This window comes from Streptomyces sp. B21-083 (assembly GCF_036898825.1).
In the GTDB taxonomy this organism is placed as follows: domain Bacteria; phylum Actinomycetota; class Actinomycetes; order Streptomycetales; family Streptomycetaceae; genus Streptomyces.
This window is the reverse complement of sequence record NZ_JARUND010000001.1, coordinates 2712101-2736752: the sequence shown is the minus strand read 5'-3', so window position 1 is coordinate 2736752 and position 24652 is coordinate 2712101. Positions and strand designations below refer to the sequence as shown.

Genomic DNA, 24652 nt, shown 5'->3' with positions numbered 1-24652 from the left:
GCGAACCAGCAGTGGCCGCGCGCTAGCTGATCGTCAGCGCGAGACCTTGCCGGCCTTGATGCACGAGGTGCAAGCGTTCACGCGCTTCGGCGTCCCACTGACCACGGTACGTACGCGCTGGATGTTCGGGTTCCAGCGACGGGGTGTACGGCGGTGCGAGTGGGAGATGCTGTTGCCGAAGCCCGGCCCCTTGCCGCAGACGTCGCAGTTGGCAGCCACGGGTCACTCCAAAGACTTCAGATGCTCTTACGGGTTGATCCCGGCACGCCGGGATCAGGATCGGAGGATCTGAGTGGCGCTGCCAGGAGGAAGGCCCGATGTGTGACGACCATCTGGGATGGCTGTCTCGATCGGGCAACCGGAGCAGCATACAACGACTGCGCCAGTACAACGAAACTACCATGGCTGATCAGGGCTTCACTCCCGGCCCCGGGCCACCCGGCATTCACCCGGGGTCTACGCTGCGTGCCACGTCCAGCAGCTCAAGGAGGCGCAGGTGCCGCAGGTGCCGCAGACATTCTTCGATGCTCTCGCGGTGCGCACCTGGTGCGGACTCGCGCTGGCCGCGCTCGGGCGGGCGCGCGAGGAGATCGACGCGATCAATGTCTACCCCGTGGCCGACGGCGACACCGGCACCAACCTCTATCTGACGCTGGAATCGGCGTACGCGGCGGTCGAGGCGGCCTTCGCCGGGCACGAGACGGGGTCGGGACCGGCCGGTACCGCTGGGGCCCCCACACCCGCTGACGCGGCCCGGGCGATGGCCCACGGGGCGCTGATTGGGGCGCGCGGCAACTCCGGCACGATCCTGGCGCAGCTGCTGCGCGGTATGTCCCAGGTGCTGGTCGCCGAGGCGGACGGTCCGGGCGCCCATCTCGACGGCCCCGGCCTGTGCCTGGCCCTGCGGCGCGCGGCCGACGCCGCCCGGCAGGCCGTGGCCCACCCGGTCGAGGGCACGGTCCTCACCGTCGCCGAGGCCGCCGCCGACGCCGCGACGGAGGCGGGGGGCGACTGCGGGGCGGTGGCCAGAGCCGCGTACGAGGGTGCCTCGGCCGCGCTGGCCGCGACCCCGGGCCAGCTGGCCGTCCTGGGGCGCGCGGGCGTCGTGGACGCGGGCGGGCGGGGACTGGTGGCGGTCATCGGGGCGCTGGTGGAGACGTTCACGGGGGAGGCGCCGGGAGGCGGCCCGACGGGGACAGCGGGAGCGGCGGGGGCGGTACGCGTGCGCGTGCCCGCTCGGTCCGAGATGGTTTCCGAGGTGGTCGAGGCGCCGGCTCCCGCCGGACCCGACGAGCGTGTGGACGATGCCTCCGGGCCCGCCTTCGAGGTCATCTACCTCCTGGAGGCCGAGGACGCGGCCGTCGCGCGGCTCCGGGAGCGGCTCGACCGGCTCGGGGACTCGCTCGTGGTGGTCGGGGGAGACGGGCTGTGGAACGTCCACGTCCATGTCGACGACGCGGGCGCCGCCGTGGAGGCAGGTGTCGAGGCGGGGCGGCCCCACCGGATCCGGATCACGCACTTCGCGGTCGGCGACGTCCACACCGGTGGCGTCGGACGGCCGCCCCGGGAGCGGGTGCAGCGGGCCGTCGTGGCCGTGGTGCCCGGGGAGGGGCTGGCCGGGCTGTACGGCGAGGCCGGGGCCACCACCGTGCTCGCGCGACCCGGGGAGCCGCCGGCCAGCGGGGAACTCGTCGAGGCGGTACGGCGCGCCCACGCGCGCGAGGTCGTGCTGCTGCCCAACGACGCCGACCTGCGCCACACCGCCGCCGCGGCGGCCGAACAGGCCCGCACGGAAGGCATCCGCGTGGCCCTGATCCCGACGCGCTCGGCGGTCCAGGGCATCGCCGCGCTCGCCGTGCACGAACCGGAACGCCGGTTCGACGAGGATGTCGTCGCCATGACCTCCGCGGCCGGGGCGACCCGCTACGCCGAACTCGCCGTCGCGGAACGCCAGTCCTGGACGATGGCCGGCATCTGCCAGACCGGCGACGTCCTCGGCCTCATCGACGGCGACGTCGCCGTGATCGGCTCGGACCTCGCGGCCACCGCGGAGGCCGTCATCGACCGGATGCTCCAGGCGGGCGGCGAGATGGTCACCCTCGTGCTCGGTGACGAGGCGCCGGAGGCGATCGCGGCCCACCTCGAAGGGCGGGTCCGGGAGGCGTACCTGGCCGTTGACACCGTCGTGTACCGGGGGGGACGGCAGGGGGCGTTGCTGCTCATCGGGGTGGAGTGAGGGCGGGTGCGCGGGGGCGGGCGTGGGGTTTTCTCGCCCCCGCCGCCCCTACCCGTCCCATCCCGTTCCTGGGGGCTGCGCCCCCAGACCCCCCTTTCGCGCCGAAAGCGCTCGTCCTCAAACGCCGGACGGGCTGAAGGTGCGGGCCGGCGCTGAAAGGGTGCTAGTCGGTCTCCTGTTCCTCCATGAGCTGCAGCATCTGTTCCGCCTCGGCGCGCCGGGCCCGTACCGTCTCGGCCTCCTCCTCGTCGGAGTCGTCCTGGGCCTTCTCGTACGCGGTCAGTACTCCGCGCGCGCGGGCCGCCGCCTCCGACGGGCGGCTCAGGTCCGCCTCCAGCCAGCCGGCGGCCAGTTCGGCGCCGGTGCGGCCGTGCAGGCCCTCCTCGCCGAGGGACGAGAACACGGCGATGGCCCTCGTCATCTGGGCCAGCGCCTCCTCGAACGCGGCCTCGATCGCGCCGTCCTCGGCGTCCTCGGCGGCGGAGCGCCCCAGCAGGTCGCCGAACTGGCGGTGGGTGTGGGCGAGTTCGGCGCCGAGCCGCTCGCGGGACTCCAGGTCCTCCGCCTCGGACAGGGCCTGCGCGCACTCCCGCACCGCGTCCGCCATCCGTCGCCGGGCCCCGCCGAGACCCGCGTCCATGCGCAGCGCGAGCCACGCGCGGGCGCGCAGGGCACGCACCAGGCCGTGCACGTTGCCGAGCGAGCGCCACAGTTCGCCGGCACGTTCGTAGGCCTGGTCCGCCTCGGCGGGCAGCCCGGCCTGGCCGAGGGACTCGGCGGCGAGGTGGGCGAGCGTCGCGTGGTCCTGCTGCTCGGGCCAGTGCCGGGCGATCTCCGCGGCCTTCAGCCGGCGTTCGGCGGACTCCCGGTGCTCGCCCAGCTCGCCCAGACAGTCGCCGAGCCACCACAGCGTCTGTACGACCGCGCCGTCGCCGTGTGTTTCGCTGCTGAGGTCGGGCAGCGCGGACTCCAGCACCTCGGCCGCCTCCGCCCACCGGCCCTGCCGCAGCAGGAAACCGCCGAGCAGATGCCGGGCCCAGGCGCCCAGGGTCGGGCCCTCGCCCGCCTCGTCGGCCCAGTGCGCGGCCTCCAGCGCGCGGTCCGCCGCCTCGGTGACCTCGCCGCGCGTCCCGAGGATCTCGGCGAGCTGCAGGTTCAGCTGGGCCTGGCCCGCCGCCTCCAGATACGCCCCGCCGTGCTCCAGGGCCCCGCGCAGCGCCCGCTCGGCCCCGGCGATGTCGCCGAGGTGGTGGGCGAGCCCGGCCAGCCGGGCCTCGTACTCCACCGCGAACCACGGCAGCCCCGCCGCGACGAACGCGTCCGTGGCCCACGTGAACAGTTCCGCCGCCCCCGCGAGGTCCCCGGTGCGCGTCGCCAGCTCCCCGAGCATCGCCTGTGCCTCCGCGCCGCGTGAGGCGAGCCGCACATCGTCCCCGGCGTGCCCGTCGACGAGCGCCAGCAGCTCCCGTACGGCGTTCTCGGCGGCGGCCAGGGCCTGGTCGGTGCCGGCCTCCTCGACCTGCCGCATGAGGACGCGGGCGCGTCCCATCAGGACGGCCGCGGCCTGGCGTACGCCGGTGCTCTCGTCGGAGTAGAGCGCGAGGACCTCCTCGTACGGCTCGGAGACGGCGTCCAGGGCCGCGTCGAGGTCGCCGTCGAGAGCGCGGGCGTACGCGGCGCGGGCGCGGGCGGCCAGGGCCTCGCCGGGGTCGCCCGCCTCGGCGTACAGCTCGGCGGCCCGCTCGAAGAGCGCGATGCCCTCAGGACCGCCTTCCATGGCCCTGTGGTCGACGATCTCCGCCCTGTCGGCCGCCGGTAGGTCCACACCCTCGGCGGCCCGCCAGACGGCCGCCCACGCCTCCATCGCGTGCGGAAGCAACGCGTGGGACATGCGGCGCGCGTCGGCGAGCAGCGCGGGCAGATCGTCCGGGGCGGCGGCCTGCTTCTCCACCGTGTCCGGGGACAGCACGGACTCGGCGGGAGCCTTGCGGGGAGCAGGGACACCCCTCGCCGCGCGCACACCCAGCGGCAGGCGGTCCACCAGGGGAGCCTGGTCCATGCGCGCGCGGATGTCGTCACCCACGGACGACGTGCCGTTGCGCAGGTCGAAACGCGCCGACAGGGAAAGGGCCTCCGCACGCGCGTGGACGGCGAGTTCACCGGCCGTCCAGGCCCGCCCGGCCGGTCCGGGCACCGACTGGGTGCCCATACCCAGGCCGGTGAGCCGGTCCATGAGGAGGGTCACGGCGGCCAGGAAGTCCATCTGGCTGCGCGGCTGCCCGGAGTCCGTGAAGTACGCGGGACGCTCCGCGAGCAGTTCCAGCGCGCGCGCCTCGTTGCCGGTCAGCGCGCAGAACTCGACGTGGTCCGCGTACGCGGCCCGCATGCTCTCCATGGGCCGCACCAGCCGGAAGCCCCGCAGATGATGCGCGCGGGCCTCGTCCAGCCGGCCCAGACGCAGCAGCGGGCCCAGGGAGGACGCCAGGACGGTGTGCGGTTCGTGGGCGCAGGTGAACTCGCCCTCCAGGACCGGCCGCCACAGGTCGAGAGCCTCGGCGTCCGCGCCCCGCTCGGTCTGCCACCAGCCCTGACTGTGCAGTTCGCAGGCGTGGCAGTCGGCCATGCTGTCGCGGTCGGCGGCGAGCCAGGCGGCGTACGCCCGTTCGGCACGAGGCAGGTCACCGACATGCGCGGCCACACTGAACTCGGCGCTCCGCACGGCCCGTTCGGAGTGCCCGGCGAGCCGGTAGCGGTGCTCCATCTCGCCGAGCCACTTCTCGATGGAGGCCAACGGGATGTGCGGCTGGTCCAGCATGCCCGTGGTCATCCACTTGAAGACCCAGTGCAGCGTGTGGACCTCGTACTCGTCGAAGTCCTCGGGCCGCTCGTCCCACATGCGCAGCAGACGCGCGAAGGGGACGAACATCCTGTCCTTCTCGGAGCTGTAGTTGTAGGCCTTCAGCTGGTGCCCGAGCGCCTCGATGACGGCGAGCGGGATGCTCAGCTTCTCGGCCTCGACCAGCAGCTGCTCCGCGCGCGCGTTGCGGGCCGGTCCCTCGGGTTGCTCCGAGTTCAGCGCCATGGCCTCGCGGAGGGCGTCGAAGTCCTTGATCTCACTCATCGCCGGCCGTCCTCCGTGGGCTCCGTGGGATCGCTGTGGGTGGCCCACTCCAGGAGGCCGATGAACGCACGGTTCAGCAGCGCGGAGTCCGCGGGCCGCAGCGGGCGCTGCGCCATGAGCAGAGCCTGTCCGTACAGGGACTCCGTGGCGGTGCCGATCAGTTCCCGGTCCTCCAGCGAACTGATCCGCCGGATCAGCGGGTTGAGATGGTTGAGCACCAGCCGCGCGCGCGGGGCGCTGCCCCGCAGGGAGCCGAGGATCCCGGCCCACAGGTCGTCGGCCTGCTCCTCGGCCTCCGCGCGCGCCTGTTCGTGCCGGGCCGCCCGGTCGTCCAGGTGCAGCGCGGGCACCGACAGCGGGTGGAAGGCGCGCAGAACGACATCGCACCCCAGGGGGTCGAGTTTGGCGCGCGCGGCCCCCAGGAACGCCGCCAGGGCCAGCTCCTCGGCCGGGTCGACCGAGTCCAGGTGCGCGGTCACGGTGTCGGCGTCCAGCTCGGCGACCACGGTCCCCGGGCGCACCGACGGCAGCGCCTCGATCAGCTCACTGTCGTACGTGTAGCCGCCGTTGACGACACCGACGCCCTGCGCGGACGCGATCGGCGCGACCTGCCGGTACTCCTCGACGGTCCGCGTGAAGTGGATCACCGGGTGGCGCTGCGCGAACTCCTCCAGCGACAACTGCCCGTCGGTCGTCTCGAAGGGGAGCCACGGCAGCATCGTGCGCAGCATCTCCTTGTCGTGCCTGGCCAGGGACTTGACCCCCAAGTGGTGCACCGACAGGAACGCGGCCAGCCGCTCGGGGTCCCCGGCGGCGAGCCCGGTCAGCCAGGAGCGAATCCTTTCGCCCAGTGCCTCCCGTACGGCGGCCAGCGTCTCGTCCTCGTACAGCGACTCGCGTGAGGCCGTCGGCCGCAGACTGTCGGTGTCGAGCACGCACCGCACGAAGAACGCCCAGTCGGGCAGCAGCTGTTCGGCCCGCTCGGTGAGCAGCATGCCCTTCAGATGCACCCGGTGACTCGCTCGCTGCGCCGGACTCACGGAGGACGGCAGGACGTACGCCACCCCGCGGATCCCGGCGAGCGGCACGTCCAGGTCGATCGAGTCCAGCGGCGTGAACCCGAACAGGTCGTGACAGTGCCGCTGAAGGGCCACCCTTCGGGTGGCGGGCGACGGATACGGACGGTTCCAGGGCGCCGGCAGATCGGTGACGGCCTCGTCGCCCACCCGCACGTCGTACGGCAGCAGCGACCCGAAGTCCCGCGCCAGCGCCAGCACACGCGCCTCGGTGAGCCACTCGCCGGCCCCGGGCCGCGCCACCAGGTGCACGGTGGTGCCCGGTTCCGGCCGGGCCTCGTCGGGCAGCGTGCGCACGGTGTACGAACCGTCGTCCGCGGCCGTCCACTCCACGGGCGGCGCGTCCGGCGTACGGGCACTGCGGCTGACGACCCTGATCCGCTCGGCCACGACGAAACAGGCCAGCAGCCCGATGCCGAACTGGCCGAGGAACTCCGAACGCGCTTCCTGGATGCCGCCCGGATCCGCCCGCTTGGAACTGCGGCCGATGGTCGCGAGGAGGTTGTGCACGTCCGCCTCGGTGAGACCGACCCCGGAGTCCTCGACCCGCAGGGTGCCGCCCTCCGCGTACAGCCGCACCCGCGCAGGGGCGTCGGGCTGCTCGGCGCGCCGGGCCGTGATCGCGTCCACGGCGTTCTGCAGCAGCTCGCGCAGATAGACCCTGGGGCTGGAGTAGAGGTGATGGGAGAGCAGGTCCACGAGGCCGCGCAGGTCGACCTGGAACGTATGCGGGGACTGGGGTGCCTGGGATGACTGTGAGGTCTGGGAGTCCATCGTCGCAGCGCCGGAGGGGGGACCAGGTTCTGGCGACGGCGCGGGGTCGGGCGGTCCCGGTGAGGCGGTGACCGCGGGGATGGCCGGGGGCGCGCCATCCTAGGCCCGGAACGAGCCGTCTGACCAGCGGATTCTGAGTACGTATACGGCAATGTCAGTGGCGTGGTGTGCAATGGATCTCGTGCCCGCACTGGAAGAACCCCTGAAACAACAGCTGAAGTCAGTGCTCGGCCCCGCCACCGCGAAGGTGATGGCCGAGCACCTCGGCCTGCACACCGTCGGCGACCTCCTGCACCACTATCCGCGCAGATACGAGGAGCGGGGCCAGCTCACCCACCTGGCCGACCTCCCCATGGACGAGCACGTGACCGTGGTCGCCCAGGTGGCCGACGCCCGCCTGCACACCTTCGCGTCCTCCAAGGCCCCCCGGGGCAAGGGCCAGCGCCTGGAAGTCACCATCACAGACGGCAGCGGCCGGATCCAACTGGTCTTCTTCGGCCACGGAGTCCACAAACCCCACAAGGAACTCCTCCCCGGCACCCGCGCCCTGTTCGCCGGCAAGGTCTCGGTCTTCAACCGCCGCCTCCAGCTGGCCCATCCGGCGTACGAGTTGCTGCGCGGCGACACAGACGAGGCGGCGGAGGCCGTCGACTCCTGGGCGGGCGCCCTGATCCCGATGTACCCGGCCACCGCGAAACTGGAGTCCTGGAAGATCGCCAAGTCGGTCCAGACGGTCCTGCTCAGCGCCCAGGACGCCGTCGACCCGCTGCCCCCCTCCCTTCGGGAGGGCAGGGGCCTGGCCACCCTCCCCGAGGCCCTACTGAAGATCCACCGCCCGCACACCAAGGCCGACATCGAGGAGGCGCGCACCCGCCTCAAGTGGGACGAGGCGTTCGTCCTCCAGGTCGCCCTGGCCCGCCGCCGCCACGCGGACGCCCAACTCCCGGCGGTGCCCCGCAAACCGTCCCCGGACGGCATTCTCACCGCCTTCGACGCGAAACTCCCCTTCACCCTCACAGAGGGCCAGCAGAAGGTCTCCAAGGAGATCTTCGACGACCTGGCGGCGGAGCATCCGATGCATCGGTTGCTGCAGGGAGAGGTGGGCTCGGGCAAGGCTCAGCCTCTCGACTCACTCGTCCTCACCCCTGTTGGTTTCCGCCGTATGGGGGACCTGAGGGTCGGTGACGAGATCGTCGTGCCCAACGGGGAGATCGCGCTGATCGACGGCCTCTTTCCACAAGGCGAGCGTGATGTCTGGCGCTTGGTCCTTTCGGACGGCAGTTCCGTCGAGTCCGACGACGAGCATCTCTGGATCGTCGGCACGAGTTGCGGATGGCACCGTGGCCAGGCTCCCAAGGTCATGACGACTCGAGAAATTCGGCTGGACACGTTCAAGGCCAACGGATCGTCGAAGTGGTATCTCCCGGCAGTCACCCCGGTCGATCTCGGAGACGACTGCGGGCTGCCTCTCGATCCCTACCTGTTCGGTCTTCTTCTCGGAGACGGCTCGTTCCGGCACAACCTGCGTCTGTCCACGGTCGATGCTGAGATCCGTGATGCAGCCGCGACCGCCGTGGCACCGGAATGTCGGCTGGTTCCGGTGAGCGGTTCCCGCTGCGACTACACGATCCAACTGACCCGCCGCGCGGGTGGCGTGCGCAATCCAGTGATCCAGGCCGCGCAGGACCTGAACCTTTGGGGCGTGACGTCGCATGGCAAGTTCATTCCCGACGAGTTCAAGAACACGTCGATCAAAAACCGCCTCGCTGTGCTCCAAGGGCTCATGGACACGGACGGCACAGTCGACAAGGGAGGACTCAGTATCTCGTTCTGTTCGGCCTCGAGGAGGCTCGCGGAGGACGTCGCGTGGCTAGTCCGCTCCCTGGGCGGCAGGGCGCGAATCCTGCCGCGGCGGGCGGCATTCAACGTCTTCGTGTCCCTGCCCGACATGTACGCACCGTTCAGGCTGAGGAGAAAGGCCGAACGGGTAAGCCCCCGGCCGAAATACAACACGTTCCGACGGGGAATTCGGGCGGTCGAGCACGTGGGACGCAAGCCCGTCCAGTGCATCAGCGTTGCGCACCCCAGCCACGCCTACGTCACCGACAACTTCACAGTGACTCACAACACGATGGTGGCCCTGCGCGCCATGCTCGCCGTGGTCGACGCGGGCGGTCAGGCCGCGATGCTCGCGCCCACCGAAGTGCTCGCCCAGCAGCACCACCGGTCGATCACCGAGATGATGGGCGAGTTGGCGCAGGGCGGAATGCTCGGCGGCGCCGACAAGGCCACCAAGGTGGTCCTCCTGACCGGCTCCATGGGCACCGCGGCCCGCCGCCAGGCACTGCTCGACCTCGTCACCGGCGAGGCGGGGCTCGTGATCGGCACGCACGCGCTGATCGAGGACAAGGTCCAGTTCCACGACCTCGGCCTCGTCGTCGTCGACGAACAGCACCGCTTCGGCGTCGAACAGCGCGACGCCCTGCGCGGCAAGGGCAAACAGCCCCCGCACCTGCTGGTGATGACCGCCACACCCATCCCGCGCACGGTCGCCATGACTGTCTTCGGCGACCTGGAGACATCGGTCCTGGACCAGCTCCCGGCCGGCCGTTCCCCGATCGCCAGCCACGTCGTCCCGGCCGCCGACAAGCCCCATTTTTTGGCACGCGCGTGGGAGCGCGTGCGCGAGGAGGTGGGCAACGGACATCAGGCGTATGTCGTCTGCCCCCGCATCGGCGATGAGGAGGACGACCCGAAGAAGGCCGGAAAGAAGAAGTCCGCCGAGGACGAGGCCGAGAAACGCCCGCCGCTCGCCGTCGTGGAGGTGGCCGAGCAACTCACCCGGGGCCCTCTCCAGGGGCTGAGGGTCGAGATCCTGCACGGCCGTATGCACCCCGACGACAAGGACGCCGTGATGCGCCGCTTCGCCGCCGGTGAGACGGACGTTTTGGTGGCCACCACGGTCATCGAGGTCGGCGTCAACGTGCCCAACGCGACCGCGATGGTGATCATGGACGCCGACCGCTTCGGCGTCTCCCAGCTCCACCAGCTCCGGGGCCGCGTCGGCCGTGGCTCGGCCGCCGGGCTCTGCCTCCTGGTCAGCGAGATGCCCGAGGCGAGCCCCGCCCGTCAGCGCCTCAACTCCGTCGCCGCCACCCTCGACGGCTTCGAACTCTCCCGCATCGACCTCGAACAACGCCGCGAGGGCGATGTCCTGGGCCAGGCCCAGTCCGGCGCCCGCACGTCCCTGCGGATGCTCACCGTCATCGACGACGAGGAGATCATCGCGGAGGCGAGGGAGGAGGGGGCGGCGGTGGTCGCCGCAGACCCGGACCTGAACAACCTCCCGGGCCTCCGCACGGCCCTGGACGCCCTACTGGACGAGGAGAGGGAGCAGTACCTGGACAAGGGGTGAGGCCATCACCCCGCGTCCCTCCAGGGGCGCGGGGAACTGCGCGACCAGCCCCCATGCACCCGCAGTCGCCAACAACACACGCGCCCCCACCCCCGCCTGCGAAACTGGACCCGCAATCACCACACGGAAACGGACAAGGACCCCAGATGACCCGCGTGATCGCCGGCACAGCCGGCGGACGCCGCCTAGCCGTCCCGCCGGGAACAGGCACGCGCCCCACCTCCGACCGCGCCCGCGAGGGCCTCTTCTCCACCTGGCAGGCCCTCCTCGGCGGCCCCCTGGACGGTGAGCGCGTCCTCGACCTGTACGCCGGCTCGGGCGCCGTGGGCCTGGAGGCGCTCAGCCGCGGTGCCGGACACACCCTCCTCGTGGAGGCCGACGCCCGCGCCGCCCGTATCGTCCGCGAGAACGTGAAGGCGCTCGGGCTGCCCGGCGCCGAGGTCAGGGCGGCCAAGGCGGAACAGGTTGTTCAGACGCCGTCCACACAGCCGTACGACATCGTCTTCCTCGACCCGCCGTACGCCGTCGAGAACGACGATCTTCGGGAGATTCTGCTCACACTCCGGGCCGGGGGCTGGCTCGCGGCCGAAGCCCTCGTCACCGTGGAGCGCAGCACCAGAGGCGGTCAGTTCCCTTGGCCGGACGGCTTCGAAGCGCTCCGGTTCCGTCGCTACGGCGAGGGAACGTTTTGGTACGGTCGCGCCGCCTCTACGTGCGATGACGCACGATGACCGGACCGGAGAGCGAGGGATCACCAGTGCGCCGTGCCGTCTGTCCCGGGTCGTTCGACCCGATCACCAACGGACACCTCGACATCATTTCCCGCGCCTCCCGTCTGTACGACGAGGTCTATGTCGCGGTCATGATCAACAAGTCCAAGAAGGGTCTCTTCGAGGTCGACGAACGGATCGACCTGATCCGCCAGGTCACCGCCGAGTTCGGGAACGTCCGGGTCGAGTCCTTCCACGGCCTCCTCGTCGACTTCTGCAAGCAGCGCGACATCCCGGCCATCGTCAAGGGCCTGCGCGCGGTCAGTGACTTCGACTACGAACTCCAGATGGCCCAGATGAACAACGGGCTGTCCGGCGTCGAGACGCTCTTCGTACCGACCAATCCCACCTACAGCTTCCTGTCCTCCTCGCTCGTCAAGGAGGTCGCCGCCTGGGGCGGGGACGTGTCCCACCTCGTGCCGCCACTGGTCCTGGAAGCCCTCGACGGCCGCCTCAAGAAGGACTGACGAGGGACTGACATACCGTCACTCGGTGTCGGGCGGGTCGGCAGGAGTCGTACAGTCGACCCGTCCGTCTTCATCACAGCTGTAGAGAGTGGCGAGCACACGGTGGACGTGCAGAAGAAGCTCGACGAGATCGTCTCCTCGGTCTCCAGTGCCCGGTCGATGCCCATGTCGGCCTCGTGCGTGGTCAACCGCGCCGAACTGCTCGCGATGCTGGAAGAGGTGCGCGCGGCCCTGCCCGGCTCCCTCGCGCAGGCACAGGAGCTGATCGGCGACCGGGAACAGCTGGTCGACCAGGCCCGCCAGGAGGCCGACCGGATCATCCGGACCGCGCACGAGGAGCGCGGCTCGCTGATCTCCGACACGGAGGTCGCCCGCCGCTCCCAGAGCGAGGCGGACCGCATCCTCACGGAGGCCCGCAAGGAGGCCGAGGACGTCCGCGCCGAGGCCGACGACTACGTCGACTCCAAGCTCGCCAACTTCGAGGTCGTCCTCACCAAGACCCTCGGCTCGGTCGGCCGCGGCCGCGAGAAGCTGCTCGGCACCGGCCCCGGCCTCGACGACCAGGGGTACGAGGACGAGGACGCCCCCGAGCGCAGCCACGACCCCGAGACCCTGCGTGTCAACGCCGACAAATACGTCGACGTGAAGCTCGGCGCCTTCGAGGCCGTCCTCGCCAAGACCCTGGAGGCCGTCGGCCGAGGCCGGCAGACCCTGCACGGCCGCATCGCCAGCGACGACCTCGGCGCCCTCGGCCAGGACGACGACGGCACCTCCAGGCAGCACACCAGTGACGCCGACTTCCTGGCCGGCCTCGCCGTCGTCCCGGACGCCCCCGCCGAACAGCCCCGCGCGGCGGAGATCCCGGCCCAGCAGCAGTACGGCCGGCAGGACCAGTACGGCTACCAGCAGCCCGCCGACCCCTACGGCGGCTACCAGCAGGCGTACGCCCAGCAGCAGGACCAGTACGGCTACCAGACGGCCGACCCCTACGCCTACCAGGCGTACGACGGCTCACAGGCCGCCTACGACCCCGCCCAGGACCAGCAGGGCCAGCAGGACTACGCACAGGCGGAACAGCAGCAGTCGTACGCCCTCGACGAGACCAGCCTCTTCGACACCGGCATGATCAGCGCCGAGCAGTTGCGCGCCTACGAACAGGGACGCGGCGGGCAGTAAGTGCCCGGACGGGGACCGGATTGGGCCGTGGGCGGAAGGTCCAGTATCCTGGCTCTTCGGTCGCATGTACCTCTGCGATCACCGCTGCCCGGAAGACGAGCAGCTGAGCATCGAAGATCGAAAGCAGGAATGGCTCTGAACGCCCGCCTCGACCACCGCAACCCTCTTGTGTTCGACACACACGAGCTGGGGCGGCGTCCTGGCGCGCTGCAGCGCCTTACCCGTGAGATCGACGCTCCTGCGGATCTTGGGATCGCGGGAGTCATCGGAGTGCCGGAAGGCGCGCCGGTGGAGCTCGAACTCCGTCTGGAGTCCGTCATGGAAGGTGTGCTTGTCACAGGCACCGCCCGTGCACGGGCCAAGGGGGAGTGCGTAAGGTGTCTGGAGCCGCTTGAGCAGGAGCTCACAGCGGACTTCCAGGAGATGTTCTCGTACCCTGACGCCGACGACCGGGGCCGCGTAAAGGCGGAGCCGGCCGACGACGCCGAGGACGACGAGGACACGCTCTTCATCGAGGACGGCTTGTTCGACCTCGAAACCGTGCTGCGTGATGCGGTGGTGCTCGCACTGCCGATGCAGCCGGTGTGCCAGGACGACTGCCCTGGCCTGTGCTCCGAGTGTGGAGCCCGGCTGGCTGACGACCCGGCCCACCACCATGACGCCGTCGACATCCGTTGGGCGGCACTGCAGGGACTCGCAGGTTCACTCGAACCCGGCGAGAAGGACGAGATCAGCGGCGCCGAAGCGCAAGCGGGCGTCGACGAGAAGCAGGAGAAGTAGCCGTGGCTGTTCCGAAGCGGAAGATGTCGCGCAGCAACACGCGCCACCGCCGGTCGCAGTGGAAGGCTGCGGTCCCCACTCTGGTTGCGTGCGAGCGCTGCCAGGAGCCCAAGCTGCAGCACATCGCGTGCCCGTCTTGCGGCACTTACAACAAGCGCCAGGTCCTCGAGGTCTGAGCGGCCGGTGAGAGGCTTCATGTCTGACGCCCAGGCGGACTCGTCCGCCAAGAAGAAGGCGGACACGGCCTCGTCCCACACGCTTCTGGAAGGGCGGCTCGGCTACCAGCTTGAGTCCGCCCTTCTGGTGCGTGCGTTGACCCACCGTTCGTACGCGTACGAGAACGGCGGTCTGCCCACCAACGAGCGGTTGGAGTTCCTCGGGGACTCCGTGCTCGGCCTGGTGGTCACGGACACGCTGTACCGGACCCACCCCGACCTCCCAGAAGGCCAGTTGGCCAAGCTGCGGGCCGCGGTGGTCAATTCTCGTGCGCTCGCGGAGGTGGGCCGCGGGCTCGAACTCGGCTCCTTCATCCGGCTCGGCCGGGGTGAAGAGGGCACGGGCGGGCGGGACAAGGCGTCCATCCTCGCCGACACCCTCGAAGCGGTGATCGGCGCTGTCTATCTCGACCAGGGTCTCGACGCGGCGGGCGAACTCGTCCACCGTCTCTTCGACCCACTGATCGAGAAGTCCTCGAACCTCGGTGCCGGCCTGGACTGGAAGACCAGTCTCCAGGAGCTCACCGCGACCGAAGGGCTCGGTGTACCCGAGTACCTGGTCACGGAGACCGGCCCGGACCACGAGAAGACCTTCACTGCTGCCGCCCGCGTCGGAGGCGTCTCGTACGGCACCGGCACCGGCCGCAGCAAGAAGGAGGCGGAGCAGCAGGCCGCGGAATCGGCCTGGCGTTCCATCCGCGCGGATGCGGACGAACGTGCGAAGGCCGCTGCCGCGGAGGCTGTGGCTGAGGTCGCGGCCGAGGCTGCGGTGCCTGTGCCTGTCGAGGATGACGCTGAGGCGTCCTCCTCCGCGTCTGCCTGAGTTTGTGTGCACCAGTGTCTGTCCCTGGCGGGACGGCACTGGTGTTCTTCGGTTGTGTGTCGGCTGCGGGCTGAGTGTGGCTTGTCGCGCAGTTCCCCGCGCCCCTAAAAGCTAAAAGCAGGGGGTTTCCGTGCCTGAGTTGCCTGAAGTCGAGGTCGTACGGCGGGGGCTGGCTCGGTGGGTTGCTCAGCGGACCGTCGCTGATGCCGAGGTGTTGCATCCTCGGGCCGTGCGGCGGCATGTCGCCGGTCCGGACGACTTCGCGCATCGCCTCAAAGGGCATCGCATCGGTACACCCAGTCGGCGTGGGAAGTATCTGTGGCTGCCGCTGGAGGACACCGGGCAGTCGGTGCTCGCGCATCTCGGGATGAGCGGTCAGCTGCTGGTGCAGCCGCACGACGCCCCCGACGAGAAGCATCTGCGGATTCGCGTCCGGTTCGCGGACGCCCTGGCGACCGAGCTGCGCTTCGTCGACCAACGCACCTTCGGTGGACTGTCGTTGCACGACAACACCCCCGACGGGCTACCCGACGTCATCGCCCACATCGCGCGGGACCCCCTCGACCCGCTGTTCGATGACGAGGCCTTCCACCAGGCGCTGCGCAGGAAGCGTACGACCATCAAACGGGCCCTGCTCGACCAGTCGTTGATCAGCGGCGTGGGCAACATCTACGCGGACGAGGCCCTTTGGCGCTCCCGCGTCCACTACGAACGTCCGACCGCGGGCTTCACCCGCCCGCGCACGGCCGAACTCCTGGGCCACGTACGGGATGTGATGAACGCGGCGCTGGCCGTGGGTGGCACGAGTTTCGACAGTCTCTACGTCAACGTCAATGGCGAATCGGGGTACTTCGACCGCTCGCTCGACGCGTACGGACGTGAGGGGCTGCCCTGTAAACGCTGTGCGACGCCGATGCGTCGCCGCCCCTGGATGAACCGGTCCAGCTACTTCTGCCCGCAGTGCCAGCGGGCGCCGCGCCTCTCGCCGTAGTCGAGCGCGGCTGCTAGTGGTGAGCGGCGCGCGACTCGTCGTACCTCTCGCGTGCCGCCAGTACGGAATCCATGCGGCCCTCCACGAAGTGGATGAGCGCCAGCAGCCGTTCGGCGACCTCGTGGCCCAGGGGGGTCAGCTCGTAATCCACGCGGGGCGGGTTCGTCGGCTGGGCCTCGCGGTGGACCAGGCCGTCGCGCTCCAGGCTCTGGAGGGTCTGGGACAGCATTTTCTCGCTCACACCGTCGACGCGGCGGCGCAACTCGTTGAATCGGAGCGAGCCCTCCTGCAGGGCGCCGAGTGTGAGTGCGCCCCAGCGGCCCGTGACGTGCTCCAGCGTGCCGCGCGACGGGCAGGCCCTGGCGAACACGTCGTAGGGGAGGTTCTCCTCCATGGTGTTCATCATGACCCCAGGGTACGCGAGCGCAGCGCTGACCTGAAGATTGCGCTAACCAGTAGTTAGTGCAAACTGTTGGTGCGATATTCAGGTCAGCAGGTGATGCCGCCGGTCAGTACCCGAAGTCCTGGGTCCACCAGGGGCCGCCCGAGCCGAAGTGCACACCCACGCCCAGCGTCTTGAAGTCGCAGTTCAGGATGTTCGCCTTGTGGCCGGGGCTGTTCATCCAGGCCTCCATCACCGCGGCGGCGTCGGCCTGTCCCCGGGCGATGTTCTCGCCGCCGAGACTGGTTATGCCGGCCTTGTCCGCCCGGTCCCAGGGTGAGAGGCCGTCGGGGTCGGTGTGGTCGAAGAAGTCCCGGGCGGCCATGTCCTCGCTGAACGCCTCCGCCAGATCCCGCAGCGCGCTGTTCGCGGACACCGCGCTGCAGCCCACCTTCGCCCGCTCCTCGTTGACCAGCTGGAGCACCTCCGCCTCGGCGGCGGCCTGCGCGGACACGGTGACGGGGGCGGAGGACTGCTGCCTCGCCTTTTCCTCCGACTTCGTCGGAGTGGGTGCCGGAGTCGTCTTCGGCGCCTCGCTGGGCGTGACCGCCGACTTCTTCGGCGGGGCCTTGGGGGTCGGGGTGGCCGGCGCGGTCGACTGGGAGGGTGACGCGGACGGGGAGGGGGGAGACGTGTCGCGGTCCGCGTCGCGGCTCGTCGACGTACCGCCGGCCCGGTCCTCGTCGGCGTTGCCGGACGCACCGCCCTGCTGGGTCTCCGCGTTCGTCGGGGTGTCCACTGCCTGCACCTTGTCACCGCCGCTGCCGCCGACGATGTTGTACTTGTCACCGCCGGGCAGCACGCCGGTGGCGACCGCGACCGTCCCCAGGGCGACCGCGGCGGAGACGCCGAGCAGGCCCGTACGGACCGACATCGATGACCGCTTCTTGCGGCGCCGGCGGTCACCACCGGCGCCGGGCCCGTCGAAGGGGCCGCCGGTCACCGCGGAACGGGCACCGGTGTCGTCCGGCGCGAAGAGGTAGGCGTCACTCCTCGCGTAGGCGTCGGAGTGCGCCTCCGGGTGCAGGTACGGAGCGCTACCCACGGTGGTGGGAGCGTCCTCCCATAGCGTGCTGTAGGCGGTGTGAGGCGTGTGAGGGACGTGGGCGTCGTACGGTCCATGGCCGGATCCGTAACCATCCGTGTCCGAATCGTATGGTTCCGTGACCCCCGTGGCGCGACCTGTGGCGGCGCGGCCGGCGGCGGAGCGTCGGTGCCGTCCCATGTTGTGGCCTTCCTCGTCCTTGCGGTCAGGGTTACTCACTCGAACGAGTGAGTTTCATATGAGATTCGTTGGGTGGGGACGGTACCCCATGGCGCAAGGGGAGGAAGTGCTCAGAGAGACATTGGCCCGTTAGCGTGCATTCATGAACGACGATGTGCGACTGGTCGCCTGGGTGCGCGGACGCGTGCAGGGCGTGGGATTCCGCTGGTTCACGCGGGCGAGGGCCCTGGAGATCGGCGGCCTGAGTGGTTTTGCTCTCAATCTGGACGACGGACGTGTGCAAGTGGTCGCCGAGGGCACTCGACAGGGCTGCGAGGGGCTGCTCGACTGGCTGCGCGGAGACGACACGCCCGGCCGCGTCGACGGCGTCACCGAGATCTGGGACACACCTCGCCGGATCTACGACGGCTTCGCCATCCGCTGAGACGGTTCTGTAAAGCCGCCCAGGCCGCGCCTTGTGGGCATGCCGCACGCACTTGTCCACAGCGGAAACCGGCTGGTGGTTGCCAAGAAGCGCAGGTCGTGGCAGGCTCCGCGGAAAGCGCTCGCGGCCGCGCCCTCGGGCCCCGTCGAAGGCGCAGCGCCGCCCGCCAGAGGCCGCGCGCCCCGGGCCGCCCGCCAATACAGGGCGTGATCGTGTTGACCGTCAAACTTTTTGGTGAGACGCTGAAAGCCCCGCGCACCTTAGCTGTTTGGCATGTAAGAACGGCAGCAAAAACCTAAGCAAGAACTCCAGAGTGCCAAGCATCGCGGGTGCGATTCCCTCACGACCCACACCGCTTCGGTCGGTCACTCAGTGTGGAGGACCATCCATCATGGCAAAGGCGCTTCTCGGTTACGTCGGCGGCTCTGACCCGCGACTCCTCGCCGAGATGCGACGGCTCCAGCAGCGCGTACAGGACCTGGAATCCGAACTCGGACGCATCCAGGCGGAAAACGACGAGCTGACGGCTGCCGCTTCTCACGACTCGCTTCTCGAGAGCATCGACGCACGCCAGGCGGAGCCCGCGCTCACCTGATCACTGCATCGTCACGCATTGCATCAGCACTGCGCACCGCACACGGCAACTCCGTGGTTGAACTGCCCGTGTCAACCGCTGAGCTGTCGGAGTTTGGCCAGAGTATTGCAAGGGACGCTTCGGCGTCCCTTCTTTATTCCCCCGTGCTTCTCCGCGCGCTTCCCCGATGGTCAAGAGTGGTCCCGGCCCTTCCACAGGTTCTCCACTCTCTCTAACGTCTGATGTGCCCTGCACGTTCATCGGTGAAACCGCCGGGGGGTATCCAGGGGGTCATCGTGTGACATAAGGGCGGAAGGTAGAGTCCAGCGGCGTGCACCTCAAGGCCCTGACCCTCCGCGGGTTCAAGTCGTTCGCCTCGGCGACCACGCTGCGCTTCGAGCCGGGCATCACGTGTGTCGTGGGCCCGAACGGCTCGGGCAAGTCCAACGTCGTGGACGCCCTCAGCTGGGTCATGGGCGAGCAGGGCGCCAAGTCGCTGCGCGGCGGCAAGATGGAGGACGTCATCTTCGCCGGCACCACCGGGCGCCCGCCGCTCGGCCGCGCCGAGGTCTCCCTCACCATCGACAACTCCGACGGCGCGCTGCCCATCGAGTACGCCGAGGTCACCATCACGCGGATCATGTTCCGCAACGGCGGCAGCGAGTACCAGATCAACGGCGACACCTGCCGGCTGCTCGACATCCAGGACCTGCTGTCCGACTCCGGCATCGGCCGTGAGATGCACGTCATCGTCGGCCAGGGCCAGCTGGACTCCGTACTGCACGCCGATCCGATGGGCCGCCGCGCCTTCATCGAGGAGGCGGCCGGCGTACTGAAGCACCGCAAGCGCAAGGAGAAGGCGCTGCGCAAGCTGGACGCGATGCAGGCGAACCTCGCCCGCGTCCAGGACCTCACCGACGAACTGCGGCGCCAGCTGAAGCCGTTGGGACGGCAGGCGGCGGTCGCGCGCCGGGCCGCGGTCATCCAGGCGGATCTGCGCGACGCCCGCCTCCGGCTCCTCGCCGACGATCTCGTACGGCTGCGGGGGGCGCTCCAGACGGAGGTCGCGGACGAGGCCGCGCTCAAGGAACGCAAGGAGGCGACGGAGGCCGAGCTGAGGAAGGCCCTCCAGCGCGAGGCGCTCCTGGAGGACGAGGTACGGCAGCTCACGCCACGCCTCCAGCGCGCCCAGCAGACCTGGTACGACCTCTCCCAGCTCGCCGAACGGGTGCGAGGCACCGTTTCGCTGGCCGACGCCCGGGTGAAGAGCGCCACCTCCGCCCCCGACGAGGAGCGGCGCGGACGTGAGCCGGAGGACATGGAGCGCGAGGCCGCGCGTATCCGTGAGCAGGAGGCCGAGCTGGAGGCGGCTCTGGAGGCGGCCGAACACGCGCTGGAGGACACGGTCGAGCACCGGGCCGAGCTGGAGCGCGAACTCGCGGTCGAGGAACGGCGCCTGAAGGACCTGGCCCGCGCGATCGCCGACCGCCGCGAGGGCCTGGCCCGGCTGACCGGCCAGGTCAACGCCGCCCGGTCGCGCGCGGCCGGCGCCCAGGCTGAGATCGGCCGCCTCGCCGCCGCGCGCGACGAGGCGCGGGAACGCGCGGTCGCGGCCCAGGCTGAGTACGAGACGCTGCAGGCCGAGGTGGACGGCCTCGACGCGGGTGACGCGGAACTGGCGGAGCGGCACGACACGGCGAAGGCCGCCCTCGCCGACGCGGAGGCGGCCCTCACCGCGGCCCGCGAGGCGGTCACGGCGGCGGAGCGCAGGCGTGCCGCCACCCAGGCCCGCCACGAGGCCCTGGCCCTGGGCCTGCGCCGCAAGGACGGCACGGGCGCGCTATTGGCCGCGCGGGACCGGCTCACCGGCCTGCTCGGCCCGGCGGCGGAACTGCTGACGGTCACCCCGGGCCACGAGGTCGCCGTGGCCGCGGCCTTCGGCGCGGCGGCGAACGCCATCGCGGTGACGACCCCGGCCTCCGCGGCAGCCGCGATCCGTCTGCTGCGCAAGCAGGACGGGGGGCGCGCTTCGCTGCTGCTGGCGGGGGCACCGGAGCCGGCGGAGGCCCGGCCGCGCAGGCCGGGCGGTTCGGTGGGGGAGCGGGCCGAGGGGGCGCGTGACTCGGTGGACAGGGAGGACGGCGGTGGGCGGGGCGGCGACGGGGTGGGCGCCGGCTCGGGGCCTGCGGGCGGTTCGTCGGAGGCGGTTCGGCGCTGGGTGGGGGCGTCGGAGGCGAGGGTGCGTGGGGCGGTGAGCCCTGCGGATGGCGCAGGGCGGTTGGACGATGCGGCGGGTGAGGGCCCGGCGGGTGTGGGACGGTCGGCCGAGCAAGGGCTGGAGACTCTCGGTGGTGCCCCTGGTGCCGGACAGGGACTGACGAGGGAGACCGCCGTTGGTGCGGGGGAGCGGAGCCGTCCCCCGGGCGAGGATCGGTCGGCCGGTCCCGGTGCGGGGCGGTGGCCGTCAGGGCCCGCGCACCCGGGTGTCGTGGGTGTGCGTAATGCCGATGCCTCGGGCGAGTCCGCTTCGGGGCCAGGGGATCCGGGCGAGGGAGCTGCCCGAGGTGACGACTCCGGCGCGGCCGCGGGTACCCGCTCCGGCGGTTCCCGCGACGCCGAGGCGTTCGACGGCCAGGGGTTCTCGCCCGGCGGCGTCCACGATGCCGGTGCCGCCGACGGCCAGGGTTCGGCGCCCCGCGATCGTGCGGTGACCGAGAGGCGCTCCTCGAATGGGTCGCCTCTTGCCGCCGACCTGGTCCGAGGCCCCGCCGAACTCATGTCCGCCGTACGCCGGTTGCTGCGCGGGATCGTGGTCGTCGAGACGCTCGAAGACGCCGAGGAACTGGTGTACTCCCGGCCGGAGTTGATCGCCGTGACCGCCGAAGGGGACCTGCTCGGCGCCCACTTCGCGCACGGTGGGTCCGCCGGGGCGCCGAGTCTGCTGGAGGTGCAGGCCTCCGTCGACGAGGCCGCCGCCGAGCTCGATGAACTGGCCGTACGGTGCGAGGAGTTGGCCGGGGCGCAGCGGCTCGCCGGGGAGCGGCGCAAGGAGTGTGCCGCGTTCGTCGAGGAGTTGGGGGAGCGGCGGCGGGCCGCCGACCGGGAGAAGTCGGCCGTCGCCCAGCAGCTCGGGCGGCTCGCCGGACAGGCCAGGGGCGCCGCCGGGGAGGCCGAGAGGTCCACCGCGGCGGCGGCGCGCGCGCAGGAAGCGCTCGACAAGGCCGTAGAGGATGCCGAGGAGTTGGCGGAGCGGCTCGCTGTCGCCGAGGAGATGCCCGTCGAGGAGGAGCCCGACACCGGAGTCCGGGACCGGCTCGCCGCCGACGGCGCCAACGCGCGGCAGACCGAGATGGAAGCCCGGCTCCAGGTCCGTACGCACGAGGAGCGGGTCAAGGGGCTCGCCGGACGGGCCGAATCGCTCGACCGGGCCGCACGTGCCGAACGGGAGGCACGCGCGCGTGCCGAGCGGCGGAGGGCGCGGCTCCGGCACGAGGCGGCCGTCGCCGAAGCCGTCGGTTCCGGGGCCCGGCAACTGCTCGCGCACGTCGAGGTCTCGCTCTCCCGGGCCGATCAGGAACGCACCGCGGCCGACGCCGCCAAGGCCCGGCGTGAGCAGGAACTGACCGCCGCTCGCGCCGCCGGGCGGGACTTCAAGGCCGATCTCGACAAGTTGACGGATTCAATGCACCGAGGGGAGGTACTCGGCGCCGAGAAGCGGCTGCGGATCGAGCAGCTGGAGACCAAGGCGCTGGAGGAACTCGGTGTGGAACCGGAGGGGTTGGTGGCCGAGTACGGCCCGCACCAGTTGGTGCCGCCCTCGCCCCCCGCCGACGGCGAGGAACTGCCCGAGGATCCGGAGCATCCGCGCAACCAGCCGAAGCAGTTCCACCGCGCCGAGCAGGAGAAGCGGCTCAGGGCGACCGAGCGGGCCTACCAGCAGCTGGGCAAGGTCAACCCGCTGGCGCTGGAGGAGTTCGCGGCACTGGAGGAACGGCACAAGTTCCTCAGTGAGCAGCTCGAGGATCTGAAGAAGACGCGCACTGATCTGCTTCAAGTCGTGAAGGAAGTCGACGAGCGTGTCGAGCAGGTCTTCACCGAGGCGTACCGGGACACGGCGGTGCAGTTCGAGGGCGTCTTCAGCCGGCTGTTCCCCGGAGGCGAGGGGCGGCTGATCCTGACCGACCCCGACAACATGCTCACCACCGGCGTGGACGTGGAGGCCCGACCGCCGGGCAAGAAGGTCAAGCGGTTGTCCCTGCTGTCCGGCGGCGAGCGTTCGCTGACCGCCGTTGCGCTGCTCGTGTCGATCTTCAAGGCCCGCCCCAGCCCGTTCTATGTGATGGACGAGGTCGAGGCGGCGCTCGACGACACCAACCTCCAGCGGCTGATCCGGATCATGCAGGAGCTCCAGGAGGCCTCGCAGCTGATCGTGATCACGCATCAGAAGCGCACGATGGAAGTCGCCGACGCGCTGTACGGCGTCTCCATGCAGGGCGACGGCGTGTCGAAGGTGATTTCCCAACGGCTCCGCTAACCCCTGCTTCTATCCTTCAAAACTTGAAGGTAACGCCGCTGATTGTGCCTTCTTTCTCACAGCAATCGCGCTGTCACCTTCGAAACTTGAAGGCATAGTCTCGGTAGCGTCGGTTTTACCTTCAGGTACCACCTACCTGAGAGGGTCCCCCACCCGGCGGCGTTGCCGGTGGCCCGAGGAGTTGTTCGTGACCAGCACTGAGCAGGAACCCAAGTCAGGAGCCGGAGCGGCTCATCCCGAGCATCTCGGACATGTCATCTTCATCGCGGCGGCGGCCGCGATGGGCGGTTTCCTCTTCGGCTACGACAGTGCCGTGATCAACGGCGCTGTCGAGGCGATCCGGAGCCGCTACGACGTCGGCTCCGCGGCCCTGGCACAGGTCATCGCCATCGCGTTGATCGGCTGCGCCATCGGCGCGGCCACCGCCGGACGCATGGCCGACCGCATCGGCCGTATCCGCTGCATGCAGATCTCCGCGGTGCTGTTCACCATCAGCGCCGTCGGCTCCGCGCTGCCCTTCGCGCTGTACGACCTCGCCTTCTGGCGGATCGTCGGCGGCTTCGCCATCGGTATGGCCTCCGTCATCGGCCCCGCCTACATCGCCGAGGTCGCCCCGGCCGCGTACCGGGGACGGCTCGGTTCCTTCCAGCAGGCCGCGATCGTCGTCGGCATCGCCATCTCGCAGCTGGTCAACTGGGGCATCCTGAACGCGGCGGGCGGCGACCAGCGCGGTGAGCTGCTGGGCGTCGAGGCCTGGCAGGTCATGCTCGGCGTGATGGTCGTACCGGCGGTGCTCTACGGGCTGCTGTCGTTCGCGATCCCCGAGTCGCCGCGCTTCCTGATCTCCGTCGGCCGGGACGAGCGCGCCCGTGAGGTGCTGCGCGAGGTCGAGGGCGACGGTATCGACCTGGACGCCCGGGTCGCCGAGATCGAGCGGGCCATGAAGAGGGAGCACCAGTCGGTCTTCAAGGACCTGCTCGGCGGCACCTTCCTCTTCAAGCCGATCGTCTGGATCGGTATCGGACTCTCGGTCTTCCAGCAGTTCGTCGGCATCAACGTCGCGTTCTACTACTCCTCGACGCTGTGGCAGTCGGTCGGCGTCGACCCGACGGACTCGTTCCTCTACTCGTTCACCACGTCGATCATCAACATCATCGGCACCGTGATCGCCATGATCTTCGTCGACCGGATCGGCCGCCGGCCGCTCGCGCTCATCGGTTCCGTCGGCATGGCCCTCGGGCTCGCCCTGGAGGCCTGGGCCTTCTCCTACGACCTCGTCGACGGCAAGCTGCCCGCCACCCAGGGCTGGGTCGCCCTGGTCGCCGCCCATGTGTTTGTGCTCTTCTTCGCCCTGTCCTGGGGCGTCGTCGTCTGGGTCTTCCTCGGCGAGATGTTCCCGAACAGGCTCCGCGCCGCCGCCCTCGGTGTGGCCGCCGCCGCACAGTGGATCGCCAACTGGGCCATCACCGCGAGTTTCCCGTCACTGGCCGACTGGAACCTCTCCGCCACCTACGTGATCTACACGATCTTCGCGGTGCTCTCGATCCCCTTCGTGCTCCGGTTCGTCAAGGAGACGAAGGGCAAGACGCTGGAGGAGATGGGCTAGCCC

At 70.4% G+C, this 24652-nt stretch carries 18 protein-coding genes; 13 read left to right on the top strand and 5 right to left on the bottom strand.

Going from position 1 to position 24652, the window contains the following annotated elements; all coding sequences use genetic code 11:
- Window positions 1-33: 33 nt before the first annotated feature.
- Window positions 34-219 (bottom strand): 50S ribosomal protein L28, encoded by a 186-nt coding sequence (rpmB, locus tag QA861_RS12220; RefSeq protein ID WP_006376789.1) that lies wholly within the window; start codon window positions 217-219, stop codon window positions 34-36.
- 277 nt (window positions 220-496) lie between these two features.
- On the opposite strand from rpmB, the gene QA861_RS12215 reads away from it, so the two are divergent.
- Complete coding sequence (locus QA861_RS12215; RefSeq protein WP_334588365.1) at window positions 497-2236, top strand: DAK2 domain-containing protein; 1740 nt, start codon at window positions 497-499, stop codon at window positions 2234-2236.
- Window positions 2237-2399: 163 nt separating this feature from the next.
- Here the strand turns inward: QA861_RS12215 and QA861_RS12210 are convergent, their stop codons facing one another.
- Both QA861_RS12210 and QA861_RS12205 read right to left on the bottom strand, forming a co-directional pair.
- Complete coding sequence (locus QA861_RS12210; protein ID WP_334588364.1) at window positions 2400-5357, bottom strand: tetratricopeptide repeat protein; 2958 nt, start codon at window positions 5355-5357, stop codon at window positions 2400-2402.
- Window positions 5354-7207 (bottom strand): HSP90 family protein, encoded by a 1854-nt coding sequence (locus QA861_RS12205; RefSeq protein ID WP_334588363.1) that lies wholly within the window; start codon window positions 7205-7207, stop codon window positions 5354-5356. Before QA861_RS12205 ends, QA861_RS12210 begins: the two co-directional genes overlap by 4 nt.
- Window positions 7208-7379: 172 nt before the next feature.
- On the opposite strand from QA861_RS12205, the gene QA861_RS12200 reads away from it, so the two are divergent.
- The 8 genes from QA861_RS12200 (at window position 7380) to mutM (ending at window position 15844) form a co-directional block, all read left to right on the top strand.
- Window positions 7380-10622 carry a helicase-related protein gene (locus QA861_RS12200; RefSeq protein WP_334588362.1) on the top strand — a complete coding sequence of 1081 codons (3243 nt, stop codon included), beginning with the start codon at window positions 7380-7382 and terminating at the stop codon, window positions 10620-10622.
- 146 nt (window positions 10623-10768) lie between these two features.
- Entirely contained in the window at window positions 10769-11353 is a 585-nt protein-coding gene (gene rsmD / locus QA861_RS12195; protein ID WP_334588361.1) for a 16S rRNA (guanine(966)-N(2))-methyltransferase RsmD, read from the top strand.
- A gap of 26 nt (window positions 11354-11379) precedes the next feature.
- On the top strand, window positions 11380-11859 hold the full coding sequence (gene coaD, locus QA861_RS12190) for a pantetheine-phosphate adenylyltransferase (RefSeq protein ID WP_006375441.1): 480 nt from the start codon (window positions 11380-11382) through the stop codon (window positions 11857-11859).
- A 102-nt stretch (window positions 11860-11961) separates the two neighbouring features.
- Entirely contained in the window at window positions 11962-13035 is a 1074-nt protein-coding gene (locus QA861_RS12185) for a cell division initiation protein (RefSeq protein ID WP_334588360.1), read from the top strand.
- A gap of 129 nt (window positions 13036-13164) precedes the next feature.
- Entirely contained in the window at window positions 13165-13815 is a 651-nt protein-coding gene (locus QA861_RS12180) for a YceD family protein (protein WP_334588359.1), read from the top strand.
- Between the two features lie 2 nt (window positions 13816-13817).
- Window positions 13818-13991, top strand: a complete 174-nt coding sequence (gene rpmF / locus QA861_RS12175; protein ID WP_030753522.1) for a 50S ribosomal protein L32 — start codon at window positions 13818-13820, stop codon at window positions 13989-13991.
- A 19-nt stretch (window positions 13992-14010) separates the two neighbouring features.
- Window positions 14011-14853 carry a ribonuclease III gene (rnc, locus tag QA861_RS12170; RefSeq protein ID WP_334588357.1) on the top strand — a complete coding sequence of 281 codons (843 nt, stop codon included), beginning with the start codon at window positions 14011-14013 and terminating at the stop codon, window positions 14851-14853.
- Window positions 14854-14983: 130 nt separating this feature from the next.
- Window positions 14984-15844: a bifunctional DNA-formamidopyrimidine glycosylase/DNA-(apurinic or apyrimidinic site) lyase gene (gene mutM, locus QA861_RS12165; RefSeq protein ID WP_334588356.1), complete on the top strand. Its 861-nt coding sequence runs from the start codon at window positions 14984-14986 to the stop codon at window positions 15842-15844.
- A gap of 13 nt (window positions 15845-15857) precedes the next feature.
- Here mutM and QA861_RS12160 read toward each other — a convergent pair whose 3' ends face one another.
- Both QA861_RS12160 and QA861_RS12155 read right to left on the bottom strand, forming a co-directional pair.
- A complete protein-coding gene (locus tag QA861_RS12160) occupies window positions 15858-16250 on the bottom strand; it encodes a winged helix-turn-helix transcriptional regulator (protein WP_443041477.1) in 393 nt (130 codons plus the stop codon).
- Between the two features lie 103 nt (window positions 16251-16353).
- Window positions 16354-17511, bottom strand: a complete 1158-nt coding sequence (locus tag QA861_RS12155) for a CAP domain-containing protein (RefSeq protein ID WP_334590526.1) — start codon at window positions 17509-17511, stop codon at window positions 16354-16356.
- A 142-nt stretch (window positions 17512-17653) separates the two neighbouring features.
- Between QA861_RS12155 and QA861_RS12150 the strand changes: the two genes are divergently transcribed.
- From QA861_RS12150 to QA861_RS12135, 4 genes are all read left to right on the top strand, one after another.
- Window positions 17654-17935 (top strand): acylphosphatase, encoded by a 282-nt coding sequence (locus QA861_RS12150; RefSeq protein ID WP_334588355.1) that lies wholly within the window; start codon window positions 17654-17656, stop codon window positions 17933-17935.
- 391 nt (window positions 17936-18326) lie between these two features.
- Window positions 18327-18530: a hypothetical protein gene (locus QA861_RS12145; RefSeq protein ID WP_006375438.1), complete on the top strand. Its 204-nt coding sequence runs from the start codon at window positions 18327-18329 to the stop codon at window positions 18528-18530.
- A 310-nt stretch (window positions 18531-18840) separates the two neighbouring features.
- Window positions 18841-23043, top strand: coding sequence for an SMC hinge domain-related protein (locus QA861_RS12140; protein ID WP_334588354.1), 4203 nt, complete (start codon window positions 18841-18843; stop codon window positions 23041-23043).
- Window positions 23044-23230: 187 nt separating this feature from the next.
- Window positions 23231-24649, top strand: coding sequence for a sugar porter family MFS transporter (locus tag QA861_RS12135; protein ID WP_334588353.1), 1419 nt, complete (start codon window positions 23231-23233; stop codon window positions 24647-24649).
- Window positions 24650-24652 lie beyond the last annotated feature (3 nt).

Coding starts and splice junctions, on each gene's coding strand:
- QA861_RS12210 (WP_334588364.1), bottom strand. CDS start 5,357: ATGAGTGAGATCAAGGACTTCGACGCCCTCCGCGAGGCCATGGCGCTG.
- QA861_RS12205 (WP_334588363.1), bottom strand. CDS start 7,207: ATGGACTCCCAGACCTCACAGTCATCCCAGGCACCCCAGTCCCCGCAT.
- QA861_RS12200 (WP_334588362.1), top strand. CDS start 7,380: ATGGATCTCGTGCCCGCACTGGAAGAACCCCTGAAACAACAGCTGAAG.
- rsmD (WP_334588361.1), top strand. CDS start 10,769: ATGACCCGCGTGATCGCCGGCACAGCCGGCGGACGCCGCCTAGCCGTC.
- QA861_RS12180 (WP_334588359.1), top strand. CDS start 13,165: ATGGCTCTGAACGCCCGCCTCGACCACCGCAACCCTCTTGTGTTCGAC.
- rnc (WP_334588357.1), top strand. CDS start 14,011: ATGTCTGACGCCCAGGCGGACTCGTCCGCCAAGAAGAAGGCGGACACG.
- QA861_RS12160 (WP_443041477.1), bottom strand. CDS start 16,250: ATGATGAACACCATGGAGGAGAACCTCCCCTACGACGTGTTCGCCAGG.
- QA861_RS12155 (WP_334590526.1), bottom strand. CDS start 17,511: ATGGGACGGCACCGACGCTCCGCCGCCGGCCGCGCCGCCACAGGTCGC.
- QA861_RS12150 (WP_334588355.1), top strand. CDS start 17,654: ATGAACGACGATGTGCGACTGGTCGCCTGGGTGCGCGGACGCGTGCAG.
- QA861_RS12145 (WP_006375438.1), top strand. CDS start 18,327: ATGGCAAAGGCGCTTCTCGGTTACGTCGGCGGCTCTGACCCGCGACTC.